Annotated in this window: 19 protein-coding genes and 1 pseudogene; 17 read left to right on the forward strand and 3 right to left on the reverse strand. The window is 70.8% G+C overall.

The window, feature by feature from the left end; all coding sequences use genetic code 11:
* The coding region (gene infB, locus Q9R08_RS18800) for a translation initiation factor IF-2 (protein WP_308869716.1) at positions 1–2,432 on the forward strand (2,432 nt) is incomplete at its 5' end.
* A 65-nt stretch (positions 2,433–2,497) separates the two neighbouring features.
* Entirely contained in the window at positions 2,498–2,932 is a 435-nt protein-coding gene (gene rbfA, locus Q9R08_RS18805; RefSeq protein WP_308869717.1) for a 30S ribosome-binding factor RbfA, read from the forward strand.
* 67 nt (positions 2,933–2,999) lie between these two features.
* Here rbfA and Q9R08_RS20860 read toward each other — a convergent pair.
* Positions 3,000–3,089: pseudogene (locus Q9R08_RS20860) on the reverse strand (A/G-specific adenine glycosylase); the annotation flags it as partial.
* A 344-nt stretch (positions 3,090–3,433) separates the two neighbouring features.
* Here Q9R08_RS20860 and Q9R08_RS18810 point away from each other — a divergent pair.
* The gene (locus Q9R08_RS18810) at positions 3,434–4,009 is read left to right on the forward strand and encodes a hypothetical protein (protein WP_308869718.1); all 576 of its coding nucleotides are present in this window, start codon (positions 3,434–3,436) and stop codon (positions 4,007–4,009) included.
* A 6-nt stretch (positions 4,010–4,015) separates the two neighbouring features.
* On the opposite strand, the gene Q9R08_RS18815 is transcribed toward Q9R08_RS18810, so the two are convergent.
* Positions 4,016–4,936 carry an HhH-GPD family protein gene (locus tag Q9R08_RS18815; protein WP_308869719.1) on the reverse strand — a complete coding sequence of 307 codons (921 nt, stop codon included), beginning with the start codon at positions 4,934–4,936 and terminating at the stop codon, positions 4,016–4,018.
* 107 nt (positions 4,937–5,043) lie between these two features.
* Between Q9R08_RS18815 and Q9R08_RS18820 the strand changes: the two genes are divergently transcribed.
* From Q9R08_RS18820 to Q9R08_RS18870, 11 genes are all read left to right on the forward strand, one after another.
* Entirely contained in the window at positions 5,044–5,724 is a 681-nt protein-coding gene (locus Q9R08_RS18820; protein ID WP_308869720.1) for a nucleoside/nucleotide kinase family protein, read from the forward strand.
* Positions 5,724–6,671, forward strand: coding sequence for a tRNA pseudouridine(55) synthase TruB (truB, locus tag Q9R08_RS18825; RefSeq protein ID WP_308869721.1), 948 nt, complete (start codon positions 5,724–5,726; stop codon positions 6,669–6,671). Before Q9R08_RS18820 ends, truB begins: the two co-directional genes overlap by 1 nt.
* The gene (locus tag Q9R08_RS18830; protein WP_308869722.1) at positions 6,668–7,036 is read left to right on the forward strand and encodes a hypothetical protein; all 369 of its coding nucleotides are present in this window, start codon (positions 6,668–6,670) and stop codon (positions 7,034–7,036) included. Before truB ends, Q9R08_RS18830 begins: the two co-directional genes overlap by 4 nt.
* 107 nt (positions 7,037–7,143) lie before the next feature.
* Positions 7,144–7,587 (forward strand): hypothetical protein, encoded by a 444-nt coding sequence (locus tag Q9R08_RS18835; RefSeq protein WP_308869723.1) that lies wholly within the window; start codon positions 7,144–7,146, stop codon positions 7,585–7,587.
* Positions 7,584–8,555: a bifunctional riboflavin kinase/FAD synthetase gene (locus tag Q9R08_RS18840; RefSeq protein WP_308869724.1), complete on the forward strand. Its 972-nt coding sequence runs from the start codon at positions 7,584–7,586 to the stop codon at positions 8,553–8,555. The genes Q9R08_RS18835 and Q9R08_RS18840 overlap by 4 nt, the downstream gene beginning before the upstream one ends.
* Positions 8,552–9,382 carry a hypothetical protein gene (locus Q9R08_RS18845; protein ID WP_308869725.1) on the forward strand — a complete coding sequence of 277 codons (831 nt, stop codon included), beginning with the start codon at positions 8,552–8,554 and terminating at the stop codon, positions 9,380–9,382. Before Q9R08_RS18840 ends, Q9R08_RS18845 begins: the two co-directional genes overlap by 4 nt.
* A gap of 32 nt (positions 9,383–9,414) precedes the next feature.
* Entirely contained in the window at positions 9,415–9,795 is a 381-nt protein-coding gene (locus Q9R08_RS18850) for a hypothetical protein (RefSeq protein WP_308869726.1), read from the forward strand.
* A 119-nt stretch (positions 9,796–9,914) separates the two neighbouring features.
* Complete coding sequence (locus tag Q9R08_RS18855) at positions 9,915–10,856, forward strand: sugar-binding transcriptional regulator (RefSeq protein ID WP_308869727.1); 942 nt, start codon at positions 9,915–9,917, stop codon at positions 10,854–10,856.
* Between the two features lie 53 nt (positions 10,857–10,909).
* On the forward strand, positions 10,910–11,917 hold the full coding sequence (gene deoC / locus Q9R08_RS18860; RefSeq protein WP_308869728.1) for a deoxyribose-phosphate aldolase: 1,008 nt from the start codon (positions 10,910–10,912) through the stop codon (positions 11,915–11,917).
* A gap of 14 nt (positions 11,918–11,931) precedes the next feature.
* Positions 11,932–13,428, forward strand: coding sequence for an aldehyde dehydrogenase family protein (locus Q9R08_RS18865; RefSeq protein ID WP_308869729.1), 1,497 nt, complete (start codon positions 11,932–11,934; stop codon positions 13,426–13,428).
* Positions 13,425–14,288, forward strand: coding sequence for an aldehyde dehydrogenase family protein (locus Q9R08_RS18870; RefSeq protein ID WP_308869730.1), 864 nt, complete (start codon positions 13,425–13,427; stop codon positions 14,286–14,288). Before Q9R08_RS18865 ends, Q9R08_RS18870 begins: the two co-directional genes overlap by 4 nt.
* Before the next feature lie 77 nt (positions 14,289–14,365).
* Here the strand turns inward: Q9R08_RS18870 and Q9R08_RS18875 are convergent, their stop codons facing one another.
* Positions 14,366–15,082, reverse strand: a complete 717-nt coding sequence (locus Q9R08_RS18875) for an NRDE family protein (protein WP_308869731.1) — start codon at positions 15,080–15,082, stop codon at positions 14,366–14,368.
* Between the two features lie 71 nt (positions 15,083–15,153).
* Here Q9R08_RS18875 and coaBC point away from each other — a divergent pair, with 71 nt between their 5' ends.
* The 3 genes from coaBC (at position 15,154) to Q9R08_RS18890 (ending at position 18,118) form a co-directional block, all read left to right on the forward strand.
* Positions 15,154–16,389, forward strand: coding sequence for a bifunctional phosphopantothenoylcysteine decarboxylase/phosphopantothenate--cysteine ligase CoaBC (coaBC, locus tag Q9R08_RS18880; RefSeq protein WP_308869732.1), 1,236 nt, complete (start codon positions 15,154–15,156; stop codon positions 16,387–16,389).
* An 80-nt stretch (positions 16,390–16,469) separates the two neighbouring features.
* Entirely contained in the window at positions 16,470–17,366 is an 897-nt protein-coding gene (locus Q9R08_RS18885; protein ID WP_308869733.1) for a glycerophosphodiester phosphodiesterase, read from the forward strand.
* Positions 17,367–17,473: 107 nt separating this feature from the next.
* A complete protein-coding gene (locus Q9R08_RS18890; protein WP_308869734.1) occupies positions 17,474–18,118 on the forward strand; it encodes a hypothetical protein in 645 nt (214 codons plus the stop codon).
* Positions 18,119–18,336 lie beyond the last annotated feature (218 nt).

Raw genomic sequence — 18,336 nt, forward strand, 5'->3', positions numbered from 1 at the left:
CGGCTGCGGACACCCCCGCGGCTCCGGCTGCGCCGGCTGCCCCGGGTGCCCCCAAGCCCGGCCCCGCTGCAGCGACGCCGCAGCCGCCCCGCCCGGGTGGCACGCCGCGTCCCGGCAACAACCCCTTCGCATCGTCGCAGGGTATGGGCCAGCGTCCCGCCGGCCCGCGTCCGGGCAACAACCCCTTCGCGTCGGCGCAGGGCATGGGCCAGCGCCCGAGCCCCGGCAACATCCCGCGTCCCCAGGCCCCGCGCCCGGGTGCTCCTCGCCCCGGCGCTCCGCGTCCGGGGGGCGCAGGTCGCCCCGGTGGCGGCGGTCGTCCCGGTGCGCCGTTCCAGCAGCGTCCCGGCGGCCCCGGTCGTCCCGGTGGCGCCGGTGGCGGTGGCTTCCAGCGTCCTGGCGGTGCTCCCGGTGGAGCGCCCGCGGGCGGCTTCGCGGGTCGTCCCGGCGGTGGTGGCGGTCGTGGCCGTGGCCCCGGCGGCGGCACCGCGGGCGCCTTCGGCAAGGGCGGCGGCAAGTCGAAGCAGCGCAAGTCGCGTCGGGCGAAGCGTCAAGAGTTCGAGATGCGGTCGGCGCCGGTCGTCGGCGGCGTCAACGTCTCGAAGGGCAACGGCGAGATCATCCGCCTGCGTCGCGGCGCATCGATCGCCGATTTCGCGGACAAGCTCGAGGCGCTGCGCGGCTACACCGTGCAGCCCGGCACGCTCGTCACCATCCTGTTCAACCTGGGTGAGATGGCGACCGCGACCGAATCGCTCGACGAGGCCACCTTCGAGGTGCTCGGCGCCGAGCTCGGCTACAAGATCCAGATGGTCTCGCCCGAGGACGAGGACAAGGAGCTCCTCGAGGGCTTCGGTCTCGACCTCGAGGCCGAGCTGGAGGCGGAGAACGAGGAAGACCTCGAGATCCGGCCTCCCGTCGTGACCGTCATGGGTCACGTCGACCACGGTAAGACGCGACTGCTCGACGCCATCCGCCAGACCAACGTGGTCGCGGGCGAGGCCGGCGGCATCACGCAGCACATCGGTGCATACCAGGTCTGGACCGAGCACGAGGGCATCGAGCGCGCGATCACCTTCATCGACACCCCGGGTCACGAGGCGTTCACCGCCATGCGTGCCCGCGGTGCGCAGGTGACCGACCTCGCGATCCTCGTGGTCGCCGCCGACGACGGCATCATGCCGCAGACGGTGGAGGCGCTCAACCACGCCCAGGCGGCCAACGTGCCGATCGTGGTCGCGGTGAACAAGGTCGACAAGCCCGACGCCAACCCGGCCAAGGTGCGCCAGCAGCTCACCGAGTACGGCCTGGTCGCCGAGGAGTACGGCGGCGACGTCATGTTCGTCGACGTCTCGGCTCGCCAGGGCACCGGCATCCAGCAGCTCCTCGACGCGGTGCTGCTCACCGCGGACGCGGGTCTGGACCTCACGGCAAACCCGAACAAGGACGCGCGCGGTGTCGCGATCGAAGCGAAGCTCGACAAGGGTCGCGGTTCGGTCGCCACGGTGCTCATCCAGTCCGGAACGCTGCGCGTCGGCGATGCGATCGTCGCCGGCACGGCGTACGGCCGCGTCCGCGCGATGGCCGACGAGAACGGCGACCCGGTCGAGGAGGCCTTCCCGTCGCGTCCCGTGCAGGTGCAGGGTCTGAACTCGGTGCCGCGCGCCGGCGACACGTTCATCGTGACCGAGGAGGACCGCACGGCCCGCCAGATCGCCGAGAAGCGTGAAGCGGCCGAGCGCAACGCCCAGCTGGCCAAGGCCCGCAAGCGCATCTCGCTCGAGGACTTCACCCGCGCTCTCGAAGAGGGCAAGGTCGAGTCGCTCAACCTCATCATCAAGGGTGACGTGTCGGGTGCCGTGGAGGCGCTCGAGGAATCGCTGCTCAAGATCGAGGTCGACGACTCCGTCCAGCTGCGGATCATCCACCGCGGTGTGGGTGCGATCACCGAGTCCGACATCAACCTCGCGACGATCGACAACGCGATCGTCATCGGCTTCAACGTCCGTCCCGACACGAAGGCGCGCGAGCGCGCCGCTCGTGAGGGTGTGGATGTCCGGTTCTACTCGGTCATCTACAACGCGATCGACGATGTCGAGCAGTCGCTCAAGGGCCTGCTCAAGCCGGAGTACGAAGAGGTCCAGTCGGGCGTCGCCGAGATCCGCGAGGTGTTCCGCTCCTCGAAGTTCGGCAACATCGCCGGTGTCATCGTCCGCTCGGGCACGATCACGCGCAACGCCAAGGCGCGCGTCATCCGCGACGGCGTGGTCCTGGCCGACGGCCTGGCCATCGAGTCGCTGCGCCGGTTCAAGGACGACGTCACCGAGGTCCGTACGGACTTCGAAGCCGGTATCGGCCTCGGCAAGTACAACGACATCCAGGTGGGCGACGAGATCGAGACCACCGAGATGGTCGAGAAGCCCCGCGCGTAAGTCGCGCGCGTGAGGGGCGTCCTGCATCGTCAGGGCGTCCCTCACGCTTCGAAAGGAGCAGCATCATGTCTTCGGAACGTCAGGCCCGGCTGGGCGACCGCATCCGCGTCATCCTGGCCGAGAGGCTCGAGAAGGGCCTGCGCGACCCGCGGCTCGGATTCGTGACCATCACCGATGTGAAGGTGACCGGCGACCTCCAGCACGCCTCCGTGTTCTACACGGTGCTGGGCTCGCCCGAGGAGCGCGAAGGATCCGCCGCGGCGCTGAAGTCCGCGACCGGGATGCTGCGCTCGGAGGTGGGCAAGCACCTCAACGTGCGCCTCACCCCCTCGCTCGAGTTCATCCCCGACGCGATCCCCGAGAACGCCGGCCACATCGCCGACCTCCTGCGCGAAGCACAGGAGCGCGACGCCGCGGTGGCAGGCCTGGCCTCGTCCGCGACGTACGCCGGCGACGCCGACCCGTACGTCAAGCCGCGCGAGCTCGACGGCGAGGACTGAGTCCTCGTCGCCATCGACACGCCGCGACCGGTCCTCCGGTCGCGGCGTCGTCGTTTCGGCGCTGTCTTCAGCGCGGCAGGCGCAGCAGCCCGTCGGATGCCTCGGCCAGCCCGTCCGCGATGAGCGAGTCGATGGCCCGGTCCCGCTGGAGCGGGTCGTGCATGGAGGAATGCCAGGGTGTGGAGTAGCGCCGCATCAAGCGCGCGGAACATGCTTACGGCATGCGAGCCGGAGCAGGTTCACGCCATTCGCGGCGCCATTCACGGAAACTTCGTCGTCTGCCGCGTTAGCCGCGCCGGGACGCGCGGTCGGGTGCATGCCGCGCGCGGTGTATCGACTCGATAACGTCGTCTGGGCAAGAATCAGCGCCGTGCAAGAATCGTCTCGCCCGTCATGCCGGACGGCCCCGAGTGAGGTTGTTCGATGGTGATTTTGCGCGCGCGTGGCCTGTGCGTTCCAGCTCTCGCGGTCGCGGTCGCGCTGACGGGATGCACCGCGCCGGTGAGCGACGTCGCAGCACCGGCGCCGGCGTCTACGTCGCCGTCACCGGTCATGAGTCCGCCGACGCCATCTCCCTCGTCGAAGTCCGACCCGGCGTTGATCAGCGCACGAGGGATCGGCCCTTACATCCTCGGCGGGTCGTTCGCCGAAGCCCTCGAACTGCTGGGCGTCGCCGAAGAGCGATCGTTGCCCGCGGAAGGCTTCGAGGACAGATGCCCCTGGTTCGCGTCCGCTACCGGCCTCGACTCGCTCATGACGTACGTGATCGCCGACGTCGTCCAAGAGAGTGGAGTGTCCGCGGCAACCGACGTCATCCACAGCGTCTCGGTACAGGACGGCGGAGCGGCGGGAATGCTGCTCCCGCTCACCGACGCCGGGGTCGGCCTGCGCTCGTCCGAGGAAGATGTGCGAGCCGTCTATCCGGACGCCGCCACTGAAGACGCCTTGAACGCGGACTCCGCTTTGAGAGTCACGGAGGGCCGGGGCGCCATCGTCTTTGAGTTTCGCGACGGGGTCGCCTACTTCATCACTGTGCTCCCCGCTAGCGAACCCCTACCTGCCGAGTACTGCGGCTGACCCTCGTCAGCGCGCAAGGTGCGCGAACCCGTCATCCAGCTCGACGAGGCCGTCGTCAGCGAGAGAGGTGATCGCACGATCGCGCTGGTGCGCGTCCGGCCAGTCCGGGAGCAACGCATCGATCCGGATCCCGGTCGCCGCGGCATCCCGCAGCCTCTTCAGCACCGCACCGCGCGCCTGGCGGTCGCTGCCCTCGTAGCGCGCCTGCTTGCGGCGGACGTCGCCGGTGTCGGGGTACCCCGCGGCCCGCCAGGCACAGCGGTCCCGCAGCGGGCATGCGTCGCAGCGCGGTGCCCGCGCGACGCAGACGGTGGCGCCGAGCTCCATGGCGGCTGCGTTCACGACGGCCGACATGTCGCGGTCGTGGGGGAGGATCGCCGCCATCGCCTCGAGGTCGCGCCGCGACGGCGGGCCGGGTTGAGACCTGCCGTCGATCGCGCGGGCCAGCACGCGCCGCGTGTTCGTGTCGACCACGGGATGCCGGTCGCCGTAGGCGAACACGGCCACCGCGCGTGCGGTGTAGTCGCCGATGCCGGTGAGGGCGAGGAGCGCGTCGACGTCACGGGGAACGACTCCGCCGTGGCGATCACGGATCTCCACCGCAGCGCGATGCAGCCACAGCGCGCGCCGCGGATAGCCCAGGTTCGCCCACTGCCGCACCGCGTCGGCGGGCGGAGCGGCAGCGAGGTCCGCCGGTGTGGGCCATCGCTCGAGCCATGCCTCCAGATGCGGGATGACCCGCGTGACGGGCGTCTGCTGCAGCATGAACTCGCTCACCAGCACGCCCCACGCCCCGAATCCCGGCCGTCGCCACGGCAGGTCGCGAGCGTGCGTCGAATACCACTCCACGAGTGCTCCGCCGAGATCTGGGGGGCTCGCCAGCACGGGCGGCTCCGCGAGATCGGAGGGCGTCGCAGGCTCGGGCATGCGCTCCAGCGTACGTGCGGAGATCCACCCTTTCGCGCTTCCGGGAAGCGCGAAAGGGTAGATGTCCGCCGCACGGGGCGGCCGTTCGCGGCCCGTAGGCTGGAACCATGCGTCTTCCCGTCACGCCGACCACGACGTTGTGGCGCGAACTGCGCGACCGCGTCCGGCGACACAACGCCGGCGGCCGCGTCATCGTGGCGGTCGACGGGCTGGACGGCGCCGGCAAGACGGTGTTCGCCGACGGGCTCGCCGAAGTGTTCGCCGAAACCGGCGATGCGGTGTTCCGAGCCAGCACCGACGGCTTTCACCGGCCCCGAAGCGAGCGTTATCTCCGCGGCCGCCACAGCCCTGAGGGCTTCTACCGCGACTCCTTCGACTATGCGACCTTCCGGCGCGTGCTGATCGATCCGTTCCGCGACGGCGCGCAGACCGCCGGCACCACCGGCTTCCAGCTGGCGGCCTTCGACGTCGTCCGCGACGCCCCCGTCGAGTCGCAGTGGGTCACCGCGCCGCTGGATGCCGTGCTCGTGGTGGACGGCGTCTTCCTGCACAGGCCCGAGCTGCGAGACCTGTGGGACTGGTCGATCTGGCTCGACGTGCCCTTCGAGGTCTCCTACGCGCGCATGGCGTTGCGAGACGGATCTGACCCCGACCCGGACGCGTACTCGAACGCCCGGTACCGGCAGGGGCAGGAGATCTACCTCCGCGAGGCGCGACCGCAGGAGGCGGCATCCGTCATCGTCGACAACGTCGATCTCGCGCACCCACGGATCGTCGGGCGCAGCTGATGGCGGCACCCGGGATCCTGCTCGTCGACAAGCCCGGCGGCATCACGTCGCACGACGTCGTCGCACGAGCGCGCCGCGCACTGGGCACGCGCAAGATCGGCCACGCCGGGACGCTCGACCCGATGGCCACCGGCCTGCTCGTCCTCGGCGTCGAAGGCGCGACGCGGCTGCTGACGTTCATCGTCGGGCTCGACAAGACATACGAGGCGACGATCAGGCTGGGCGTCGCCACCGACACCGACGACGCGGAGGGGCAGGTCGTCTCGGTGACGGATGCCGCATCGCTCGACTCCCCGGCGATCAAGGCGGGCATCGACGCTCTCACCGGCCCCATCTCGCAGGTCCCCAGCACGTATTCGGCGATCAAGGTCGACGGGCGTCGCGCCTACGACCTCGCCCGCGCGGGGGAGGACGTGCAGCTCAAGGCGCGCGAGGTCGTGGTGTCGCGGTTCGAGGTCCTCGCCGAGCGGCGCCTCTCGACCGGCTCGGGGATCTCAGGGGCGGACGCAGGCGCCGTGGGCGCGGGCGCGGCGGCGCCGGGCGTCATCGATGTCGATGTCGTCGTCGACTGTTCGAGCGGCACGTACATCCGCTCGCTCGCCCGTGACCTCGGCGCCGCGCTCGGCGTGGGCGGGCACCTCACGGCGCTGCGACGCACCCGCATCGGTCCTTTCGACGTGGCCGGGGCGCCCGGCATCGAGGACCTCGCCGACGCGACGATGGCCGACCCCGCCACGGCAGCGGGTGCGGTGCTCGGCCGGTTCGAGGTGACGGCCGACGAGGCGCGCGACCTCCGCCACGGCAAGCGGCTGTCCGGGGCCGCCGGCCGCCTTCCCGCAGAACCGGCCGCGGCGATCGATCCCGACGGCCGACTCGTCGGCGTCGTCGAGCGCCGAGGCGACGACGTCAAGAGCGCGATGAACATGCCCGAGGAGGCCGCCCGATGATCCTGTGGTTCACGATCGCCCAGGTCGTCGTCGCGGTCGCCGCAGGTCTCTTCTGCGTCATCGCCGGGCTCGCCGGCCGGCGGCCGAGCGACTGGACGGTCGGCGCTCTGGCCCTCGTCGAGCTCCTGCTGCTGGCGCAGGTCGTCATCGCGATCGTCGCTCCGTTCGCGGGCAATCCGCCGTCGGGGAGCCTCCTGGAGTTCTGGGTCTACCTCGTCTCCGCCGTGCTGCTGCCCGTCGCCGCCGTCGCGTGGGCGCTGCTCGAGCGCAGCCGCTGGAGCACGGTGATCATGGGCATCGCGGCGCTGTCCATCGCCGTCATGGTCTGGCGGATGCAGGTGATCTGGACAGTCCAGCTCGCCTGACGGTCGCCGCTTGGTGGCGGCGGCCGCCGGCACCGAAGCTCCGGAATGCCGTCGCGAGTCATGGTGGCGGAACCGGCGCCGGCGGCACGAACTAAACTCGTCTGGTTATGTCGTCTTCCGCCCGCCCCCGCATGACCGGCATCGGCCGCGTGCTCGTGATCGTCTACGCGATCATGGCCCTCGGTGCCACCGGTCGGTCCTTCGTGCAGATCGTCGAGCGTTTCGACGAGGCGCCGCTCGCCTACACTCTCTCGGCGCTCTCGGCGGTCGTGTACATCGTCGCCACGCTGGCACTGGTCTTCGCCGGCCGGCGCGGGTGGTACGTGGTCGCGTGGGTGGCGATCGTGTTCGAGCTCGTCGGCGTGCTGATCGTCGGCACGCTGAGCTTCGTGATGCCGGAGCTGTTCGCCCACCCGACGGTCTGGTCCTGGTACGGGATGGGCTACTTGTTCGTGCCCCTCGTGCTGCCGTTCCTCGGTCTCTGGTGGCTGGCGACGCATCGTCCCGTCGCGCAGCCCACCGGGGCGACGACTGCGGCGGTGGCATCGTGATCGTCTTCCGGGACCCCCGCGAGGTGCCCGCCGGCTTCGGGCCCTCCGTCGTCGCCATCGGCAAGTTCGACGGCGTGCACTCGGGGCACCGTGCCGTCATCGACCGGGCACGGGTGGATGCCGAAGCCTCCGGCGCGCGCGTCGTCGCCGTCACGTTCGACCGCAACCCGCTCGCGCTCCTGCGCCCGGAGCTGTGTCCTGACAGCCTGGTCGGGGTCGACCAGAAGCTGCGCCTCCTGGCCGACGCAGGCGTCGACGCGACGCTGATGCTCACCTTCGATCGGGAGCTCGCCGACCTGGGCGCCCGGGAGTTCGTCGAGCATGTGCTCGTCGGCGCGCTGGGCGTGCGGATCGTGATGGTCGGCGCCGACTTCCGCTTCGGCCGCGGCGGCGCGGGCAACCCCGAGCTGCTGCGCGAGCTGGGTGCCGAGTTCGGCTTCGACGTGGACGTCGTCGACGACGTGCGTGCGATCGACGCCGGGCGGCGCGTGTCGTCGACGTGGGTGCGAGAGCTCCTGGACGCCGGAGACGTCGCGGGCGCGACCCGCCTGCTCGGCCGCCCGCACGCCGTGCGGGGCGAGGTCGTGCACGGGCTCAAGCGCGGGCGCCAGCTCGGCTTCCCGACGGCGAACCTGGCGTCCGACCTCGAGGGGTTCGTCCCCGCCGAGGGCGTGTACGCCGGCTGGTTGGTCGACGAGGGGATGCCGCAGGACGGCGCATCCGCACCACGCAGCAGCGTGCGCTATCCGGCTGCGATCAGCATCGGCACGAACCCGACGTTCGACGACATCGACGTGCGTCAGGTCGAGGCATACGTGCTCGACGAGACGGACCTCGACCTCTACGGACACGTCGTCGAGATCGAGTTCGTATCGAGGATCCGCGGTATGGTCGCGTTCGAGGGGGTCGAGCTTCTCATCGAGACGATGACAGCCGACGTCGCAAAGGTGCGTGAGGAGCTGACATGACCGATCCGGCGGGCCGGACGCGCACTCCCGTGTCGCTCGCTCGCCGTGTCATCGTCGCCGTCATCGTCGTCTCTTTCAGCGCCGCCGCGATCAGCGGCATCGTGGTGCTGCTCGGCGCCGAGCTCGGGCCCACGGCGTGGCGGGTGCTCAGCACCACGTCCGTCGTGGGGGCCTTCAGCGTCGCCGTGCTGTGCTGCGTCTCCCTCGTGGGGCGGCGGCTGCAGACCTTCGGGTACATCGGCGCAGGCGTGTCGGTCGTCGCGGCGGGGCTGGTGCTCATCGCGCTCTGGGCCCAGCCCACCTGGGAGGCGGAGGGGTTCTGGGACTCCCTGTGGACCGCGGTGGCGGCATCCGTCGCGTTCTCCTTCGCCTCGCTGCTCCTGCTGCTGGCCGACCGGCGTCGGACGGCGGTCCGCGTCGGACTGATCGTGACGCTCGCGCTCTTCGCGATCGTCTTCGTGATGGTCATCTACCCCGTGTGGAGCGACGAGTACGGCGGCGAGCTCTATTCCCGTGTGCTCGGCATCGTCTCGATCCTCGCGGCGCTCGGCGCGATCGTGCTGCCTGTGATGTCGCTGCTGCTGCGCGAACGCCCAGGCCCCGGGGGTGGGGCGGCAGGCGACGCATCGCTGTCGCCGGCGTCGCTGGCGCTGCTGCGAGCGGCGGCCGCGGAGCGCGGCGTCACGCCGGATGAGCTGGTGGACTCACTGCTCGGACCAGGATCCGTCGACCGCCCTCCCGCGTATCAGCCGCCGCCCACGTACGTGGCCCCTCCGGCGTATGAGCCTCCGCCGGCGTACGAGCCGCCGCCCGCGCATCGCCCGTAGACCGGCGTACGTGGGCGCCCTACGATCGAGGCGTGCACGCGCTGGTCCTCATGGCCGCCGACGCAGCGGCCTCCGACTCCCCGAACCTGTGGGGCGCCCTCGGGTGCGCGGTCGCATTCTCGGCCTCGCTGCTGGCGACGCTCGACGCGTTCGCGGACCTGATCCTCGCGCGCGGCGGCTCACCTGCCGGCCGGCTCACCCCAGGTATCGGGATGAAGTTCGCCTCGAAGCTGATCGCCGCGGCGATCGCGGTCGTATCGGCGGCGATCGTCCTCGCGCTCGACAACAACTGGTTCGCGTTCACGACCCTCTCCATCGCCTTCGTGGTCGTCGTCGGCATCGGGGTGATCGTGCTGCTGCGCCAGGCGAAGGCGGCCACCCCGGCCGCGCCACCTGCCCAACGGGGTGGCTGAGGGCATCCGGTGCGCGAGCAGTGCCAGACCGGTTGCTGCTCATGTGAGCAAGATTCGTTCAGATGTTGGCGGCGCCCGCGTGCGTGTGTCAGCCTGGAGTGGACGACGAAGGGAGGATCGTGGACGCCGTCGACGAACTTCTCTCCATCCGGGCCGCGGAGCTCTACTACGAGGAGAACCTCACGCAGGAGGAGATCGGTCGGAGCCTCCAGATCACCCGGTGGAAGGTGGGGCGCCTCCTGACACAGGCAAAGGAGGAGGGCTTCGTCCGCATCGAGATCCTGCACTCGCGCGCGCGGCGTCCGCAGCTCGAGCGGCGACTCCTCGATGAGCGTGGCGTCGGGGCGATCGTCGTCTCCCGCGCCGGCGTGCGCAACGAGGACGAGCTCCAGCAGCGTGTGGCGCAGGCCGCGGCCGACTATCTGACGGCTCTGCGGCCCAGCCCCCGTGTGCTCGGCGTCAGCTGGGGGCGCACTCTGTCCGACATCGCGCACCACCTCCGCGACGGCTGGTCCTCCGGCACCGACGTCGTGCAGATCAACGGGGGCGTCAGCATGAGCCAGCGGCCGGGCACGGCGGCGGCCACCGCGGTCAGCATTGCACAGAAGGGCGGCGGTGCTGCCGCCCTGCTGCCCAGCCCCGCGATCCTCGAGCACCGCGCGACCAAGGAGGCCATCGAGGCGGACCGCATGGTGGCCCGGGTTCTCGAGACGGCGCGCGCCGCCTCCGCGTACCTCTTCAGCGCCGGTGCCGCCGATCACCGCTCCGTCCACGTCGACAGCGGGTATCTCACTCCGGCCGACATCGACCGCCTCGTCGCCGCCGGCGCCGTCGGTGATGTCGTCGGGCGCTACATCGGCGGGGACGGCCGCATCGTCGACCACGATCTGGACGCACGCACGGTGGGCATCTCCCTCGACGAACTCCGCGGCGCCGACGTCGCGATCGCCGTGATCGCCGGCGAAGCCAAACGAGAGGTCGCCGCTGCGGTCGTCGCCTCCGGCCTGTGCTCGGTGCTCGTCACCGACGAATCCACCGCACGTCACCTGCTCGACGGATGAGCAGTGCAACGACACCTCCACTCCCATCCCACAGACGAAAGCCAGGTCAGGACATGTCAGGCACCTCCATCGTGACGCTTCCCGAGCGGGCCGTCGAGCTGCTCGGCGGGCAGCCCGACGACACGACGCTGCGGCGATATCTGCACGGCCTTGCCGGTGTCGACGCCGTCGGTCTGGAGCAGCGAGCAGCCGGTCTGGGCACGCGGTCGATCAAGACCACGTCGAAGGCCTGGGCACTCGACAAGATCATCGAGCTGATCGACCTCACGACCCTCGAAGGCGCCGACACCCCCGGCAAGGTGCGCTCGCTCGTCGCGAAAGCGCTGAATCCGGATGCCTCCGACCCGTCGTGTCCGCGCGTGGCGGCGGTGTGCGTCTACGGCGACATGGTGCCCTCTGCGGTCGAGGCGCTCGGCTCTGCGCACGGCGACCCCGACGAGGGCGGAGTGAGCGTCGCCGCCGTCGCCACCGCGTTCCCCAGCGGCCGGGCCTCTCTCGACATCAAGCTCGCCGACACCGCCGAGGCGGTGGCGCACGGCGCCGACGAGATCGACATGGTGATCGACCGGGGTGCCTTCCTCGGCGGGCGCTACGGCCTCGTGTTCGACCAGATCGCGCGGGTGAAGCAGGCGTGCCGCCGTGAGGACGGCAGCTACGCGTCGCTCAAGGTGATCCTCGAGACGGGTGAGCTCAACACCTACGACAACATCAAGCGCGCCTCGTGGCTCGCGATCCTCGCGGGCGGCGACTTCATCAAGACGTCGACGGGCAAGGTGCAGCCCGCGGCGACGCTGCCGGTGACGCTGCTCATGCTGGAGGTCGTCCGCGACTGGCACCGGGCCACCGGTGAGAAGGTCGGCGTGAAGCCGGCCGGCGGCATCCGCACGTCGAAGGACGCGATCAAGTACCTCGTCACCGTCGCCGAGACCGTGGGGGAGGAGTGGCTGCAGCCGCATCTGTTCCGCTATGGGGCGTCCAGCCTCCTCAACGACGTGCTGCTGCAGCGCCAGAAGTTGAAGACCGGTCACTACTCCGGTGCCGACTACGTGACCATCGACTGAGCCGGGAAGAAGACATGAGTTTCCTCGAATACGCGCCTGCCCCCGAGTCGCGCGCCATCCTGTCCCTCAAGCCCGAATACGGGCTGTTCATCGACGGCGACTTCCGTCCCGGGTCCGGCGAGCCGTTCGCCACGATCTCACCCGCCGACGAGAAGCACATCGCCACGATCGCCTCGGCGAGCGACGCGGATGTCGACGCCGCCGTCGCGGCGGCGCGCCGCGCCTACGACCGGACATGGTCGAAGATGAGCGGGCGCGACCGCGGCAAGTACCTGTTCCGGATCGCGCGGCTCGTGCAGGAGCGCGCGCGGGAGCTCGCCGTCGCCGAGAGTCTCGACAACGGCAAGCCGATCAAGGAGAGCCGCGACGTCGACGTGCCGCTCGTCGCGGCGTGGTTCTTCTACTACGCCGGATGGGCCGACAAGCTCGACTACGCCGGCCTCGGCGCCGACCCGCGATCCCTCGGCGTCGCCGGTCAGATCATCCCGTGGAACTTCCCGCTGCTCATGCTGGCGTGGAAGATCGCCCCGGCGCTCGCCGCCGGCAACACCGTGGTCCTGAAGCCCGCCGAGACCACTCCACTGTCGGCGCTCATCTTCGCGGAGATCCTGCAGCAGGCCGACCTGCCTCCCGGCGTCGTGAACATCGTGACGGGTGCGGGGGCGACCGGCGCCGCGCTGGTGCGGCATCCCGATGTGAACAAGGTCGCCTTCACGGGTTCGACGGCCGTCGGACGCGAGATCGCCAAGGCGGTCGCCGGTACCGACAAGAAGCTCACCCTCGAGCTGGGCGGCAAGGCCGCGAACATCGTGTTCGAGGACGCCCCCATCGACCAGGCGATCGAGGGCATCGTCAACGGCATCTTCTTCAACCAGGGGCACGTCTGCTGCGCCGGCAGCCGCCTGCTGGTGCAGGAGTCGATCCATGACGAGGTCGTCGACCGCCTGAAGTCCCGCCTGTCGACGCTCCGCCTCGGCGATCCGCTCGACAAGAACACCGACATCGGCGCGATCAACTCCCGCGAGCAGCTCGACCGCATCCGCGAGCTGAGCCGCATCGGCGAGGACGAGGGCGCCGAGCGCTGGAGCGCCCCGTGCATCATCCCCGAGAACGGGTTCTGGTTCGCGCCGACGATCTTCACGAACGTGCAGGCCAGCCATCGCATCGCCCGCGACGAGATCTTCGGACCGGTGCTGTCGGTGCTGACGTTCCGCACGCCCGCCGAGGCGATCGAGAAGGCGAACAACACGCCGTACGGCCTCTCGGCGGGCATCTGGACCGACAAGGGCTCGCGCATCCTCGCCGTCGCCGACCGCCTGCGGGCCGGGGTGGTGTGGGCGAACACCTTCAACCGGTTCGACCCGTCGTCGCCGTTCGGCGGCTACAAGGAGTCGGGCTACGGTCGCGAGGGCGGTCGCCACGGCCTCGCCGCCTACCTGAAGAGCGCGGCGAGCGTCAGCAGCACCCCCCGCGTCGAACCCGCCCGCTCCAAGAAGGAGGTCTCCGCATGAGCAAGCGACTGACCGTGCCGAAGACGTACAAGCTCTACATCGGCGGTGCTTTCCCCCGCAGCGAGTCCGGCCGCACCTACGAGGTCGCGACGCCGAAGGGCGAGTTCCTGGCGAACGCCGCGCTCGCGTCGCGCAAGGACGCACGGGATGCCGTCGTCTCGGCGCGCGGCGCCATCAAGGGGTGGTCGGGGGCGACCGCGTACAACCGCGGACAGGTGCTCTACCGGGTCGCCGAGATCCTGGAAGGCCGGCGCGCGCAGTTCGTGGACGAGATCGTGCAGCAGACGGGGGCCTCGGCATCCGCAGCTGCCGCCGAGGTCGACGAGTCGATCGACCGCTGGGTCTGGTACGCCGGCTGGTGCGACAAGTTCGCGCAGGTCGCCGGCAACGGCAACCCCGTGGCCGGACCGTACTTCAACATCTCGGTGCCCGAGCCGACAGGCGTCGTGGGCGTCATCGCCCCGCAGGACACGGCGCTCGTGGGCCTCGTCTCGGCGATCGCGCCCGCGCTCGTGACGGGCAACGCGGTGGTCGTCGTCGCGTCGCAGCGGTATCCGCTGTCGGCGGTCTCGCTGGCCGAGGTGCTGGCCACGAGCGACGTGCCCGGGGGAGTGGTCAACGTCCTGACCGGCTCACCCGCCGAGATCGCACCGTGGCTGGCATCCCACCCCGACGTGCACGCGCTCGATCTCGTGGGCGCCGGCGGCCTGGACTGGGTCGACCTGCAGATCGCGGCCGCCGACACGCTCACCCGGGTGCTCCCTCCCGAGAACGGGACGGATGCCGCGGCACCGAGCCTCGCGCGCATCTCCGCGTTCACCGAGACGAAGACGGTGTGGCACACCAAGAGCCTGGTCTGAACCTCGCCCTCCGGGCGTGAAACCCCGAAGGCCCCTCCTCCCAGGCGGGAGGAGGGGCCTTCGGGGCATGTCCAGCCCTATTCGAGCTCGAGCCCGCCCCAGTGGCCGGGTTCGCGGAGCTCGCCGTAGTGGACGTCCACGTCGTCAGCCGAGACCGATGCGACGCAGGCCAGGAGCGACAGCGTGGGGTAGCCGTAGGGGCGGTTGTCGCGGATGATGGCGCCGTCGTCGGTGGGATCGAGCGCGGCGGACCGCTCCAGCACATCGACCCACGGCATCCACCATCGTCCTTCGCCCGAGGGCTCCGCCGACCGGAACTCGCCCAGCCATCGGGCGATGCGCGGCGTTGCGCTGTCGTCGACGTCGTCGTGGGCGACCATGTGCGTGCCGGGTGCGAGTTCGATTGTCCGCAGCGCCACGCCGTCCCATGTCAGTACCCGCGCGTGCGGACCCTCCACCTCGACGAGGTTGAAGCCGTGGGTCGGCGGTTCGCCCACCGGCGAGCGGCCCGCGACGGAGTCCAGCACGATGCCGCCGCGTGAGACGAGCTCGGATTCCGGACGCGAGGACTCGTCGGCGCGATTGAGGAGCACGGCGAGTCGGCCGGCGTCGGGGTCGGCCGCCAGCCATGCACCGCCGGCGCGGACGTCGCGCACCCCCACGACGCCGTCGTGCGGTTCGGGCCACCATCGGCCGAGCGGATTCCACGGCCGCTCCGGATCCTCGTCGCGGATGGCGAGCACGCGTGTGGGCTCATCGGCCGACGCCGGAACGCGGATCACAACGGTGCACATGCAGAGGGCTCCTCGGGGGTGTCGTCCGGCCGTGGGGCCGGGGAGTCGGGCGGGCGTGCCAAGATCGGAGGGTGTTCGTCGTAGTCGGGGTCACCGGTGGCATCGCCGCCTACAAGACCGTGCAGCTCGTGCGCCTGCTGGTCAAGGCGGGGCACGAGGTGCATGTCGTCCCCACGGACGACGCCCTCCGGTTCGTCGGGCTGCCGACGTGGGAGGCGATCAGCCGTCACCCCGTGACGACCTCCGTCCATGATGACGTCGCGCGAGTCCGTCACGTCTCGCTCGGCCAGGCGGCCGACCTCGTGATCGTGGCGCCCGCGACGGCGAACACCCTGGCGAAGATGACCGCGGGACTCGCGGACGACCTCCTGGGGACGACCCTACTCGCCACCACCGCACCGGTCGTCGTGGCGCCGGCGATGCACACCGAGATGTGGCGTCACCCGTCGACCGTCCACAACATGGCGACGCTGCGCGAGCGCGGGGTCATCGTGGTCGGCCCCGAGAGCGGCGAGCTGACGGGCGGCGACAGCGGACCCGGCCGGATGTCGGAACCCGAGGCGATCCTCGACACCGCGCTCGCCGCGGTCGGGGGGCGGGCCGCCGACCTCGACGGGCTCCGCGTCGTCGTGAGCGCCGGCGGCACACGCGAGCCCATCGATCCGGTGCGCTACATCGGCAATCGCTCGAGCGGCCGTCAGGGTGTGGCGGTCGCGCTGGCCGCCGCCGACCGCGGCGCCGACGTGGTGCTCGTCGCCGCGCATGTCGACGACGGTGTGCTGGCCACGGCATCCGCTCTCCCTCGCGTGCGCGTGGTGCGCGCCGGGACCGCGGCAGAGCTCGGTGCCGCCGTCGAGGCCGAGGCCGGTGCTGCGGACGTCATCGTGATGGCGGCCGCCGTCGCCGACTACCGTGTCGCCGAGGTGTCGCCGCTCAAGCGATCCAAGGACGCCGCGCCGGCGGGCGGGATCACGCTCGACCTGATCGAGAACGACGACATCCTCGCGGGGCTGGTCCGTCGCCGTCGCGGCGGCCAGACGATCGTCGGGTTCGCCGCTGAGACGCCGGGCGATGGCGAGACCCTGCTCGACCGCGGCCGCCGCAAGGCCGCTCGCAAGGGCACGGACCTGCTGGCCGTGAACGAAGTCGGCTGGGCGAAGGGATTCGAAGCCGCCGACAACGCGGTCACCGTGATCGACGCCGAGGGCGAGGTCGTCGCAGCGCGCCGGGGGAGCAAGGGCGACGTCGCCGAGGCGCTCTGGGACGCCGTCATCGCCGTGAGGCGAACCAGCGCGAATCCTAAGTAACGAAACAGTAACGGCGCATGTAGAGTGTTCCGCACCACGTCGACGGTGACGTGGTGCACGAACCTCGGAGGACATGCCCGATGCCCGACCCCGCGGCGTCCGAACGCGCACGCGACCGGATCCACGCCCTGTCCGTCATGTGCGTGCTCGCCATCGCGAGCGTCGTCATCGCCGTCCTGGGCGCCACGCCCGCGCGCGTCAGCTCGCGTGAGCTGATGGGTGACGAGAGGACGCCCGGCGAGGCCGCGTTCATCGCCAGCCATCGCGGCGGCGCCGCCACCGCGCCCGAGAACACGCTGCCCGCCATCACCGCCGCGCTCGCTGCCGGATTCGACTACGTCGAGGTCGACGTCGCGCTCACCGCCGACCGCCAGCCGGTTCTCATGCACGACAAGACCGTCGACCGCACGACGGACGGCCACGGCCGGCTGTCGTCGCTCGCACTGGCCGACGTGCGCGAGCTCGATGCCGGCTCGTGGTTCGATCCCGCCTACGCCGGAACGCCGGTGCCGACCCTCGCCGAGTTCCTCGACGCGCTCGTCGCCGCCGACGGCCGCGCGATCCTCGAGCTGAAGGGCGGATGGGATGCCGCAGCGGTCGACGCGGCCGTGGCCGAAGTCGCCGCGCGCGCCCTCGAACGGCGCGTGGTCTTCGCCAGCTTCGACGCCCGCACCCTGGCGCTCGCCGCAACGGAGTCGGAGGTGCTGTCGCGGCTGCTGATCCTCAAGCATCTGCCGTCCGACGTCGTGAGCGCCGTGGCCGAGTCCGGTGCTCGCGGCGTGGTCGTCAGCCGCAAGGCGGTGCTGGCGCGTCCCGGCATCGTCGACGAGCTGCACGCAGCGGGCGCGCGCGTCGTCGTGTACACACTGAACAACGACACGCAGTGGGATGCCGTCACCGCGCTCGGGGTCGACGGCATCGTGACCGACGATCCCCACACGCTCTCGGAATGGCAGAGCGCATACGCCGGACCCTGAGTCCGAAGGTCGTCAGGCCCCAGGCGGCGTGGCCGGCGGCATCCGCCTCTCCTCGTCGTTAGGGTCGATATCGCGGCGCCCTCCGGTGGCGCGAGAGGACGGGTTGCGTGGGAACGGTCGAGCAGAGCCGGTGGAAGCAGGTCGCGGTCGGGTGCGTGGCGCTCGGCGCGCTCGCCGTGATGGTCGCAGGCTGCCGCCCCGAGCCGGCTGCCACGCCGTCGAGCAGCCCCTCGATCACCGTGAAGCAGCCGACGCCGGCGCCGTCGGTCTCTCCGATCGAGACCGAGAAGCCGCAGGCGGGCTTCGAGCTTCCGGCCTCGTGCGAGCAGATCTACTCCGCCGCCATGCTCGCCGCCCTGCAGTCGGCCAACCCGCCGCTCAACGACCCCGGCGTCACGATGCTGTCGACCGAGAACGCCGATCTGCTCGAGATCATCCACGGCGGCGCTCCGACCCTCCGGTGCTCGTGGGGCCAGCCGAGCGAATTCGGTCTGGCGACGAACGTCACGGTGATCGACGGCGACCAGGCCGAAGCGGTCCTCGCGGCGCTGCCCGCGGCCGGCTTCGGCTGCGAGGCGCTCGGCGACGGCACCGTGTGCCGCATCGAGCAGAAGGGCGTCACGCTCGACGACAACGAGTACACACGTGGCGAGACGCACTACGTCGGCGACGGCGGCCTCGTGACGACAGCGTGGATCAACTTCGCGCCCGAGGGCTACACCGAAGACGTGGTCGCGACGCTCTGGGGCTGAACCCCGGCAGCCCGCATCTCGAATCTGCATCCGTTCGGCGGGCCTACTTCCCTCGGCAGGGCGCTCGTCCCGTAGAATGACATCAGGGGAAGAACCGCTGACGATGTCGCAGCTCGCAGAAGCGAGTGCCCGCGACCGCCGACGCAACGTCCCCGATCCCGCGTTCGCGACGGCGTTCGCGCCGCCCGCGGGAGCACGCAGAACCATCGGTGTCATCC

Origin of the sequence: Microbacterium psychrotolerans, assembly GCF_031085295.1 — a bacterium.
Taxonomy (GTDB): domain Bacteria; phylum Actinomycetota; class Actinomycetes; order Actinomycetales; family Microbacteriaceae; genus Microbacterium; species Microbacterium psychrotolerans.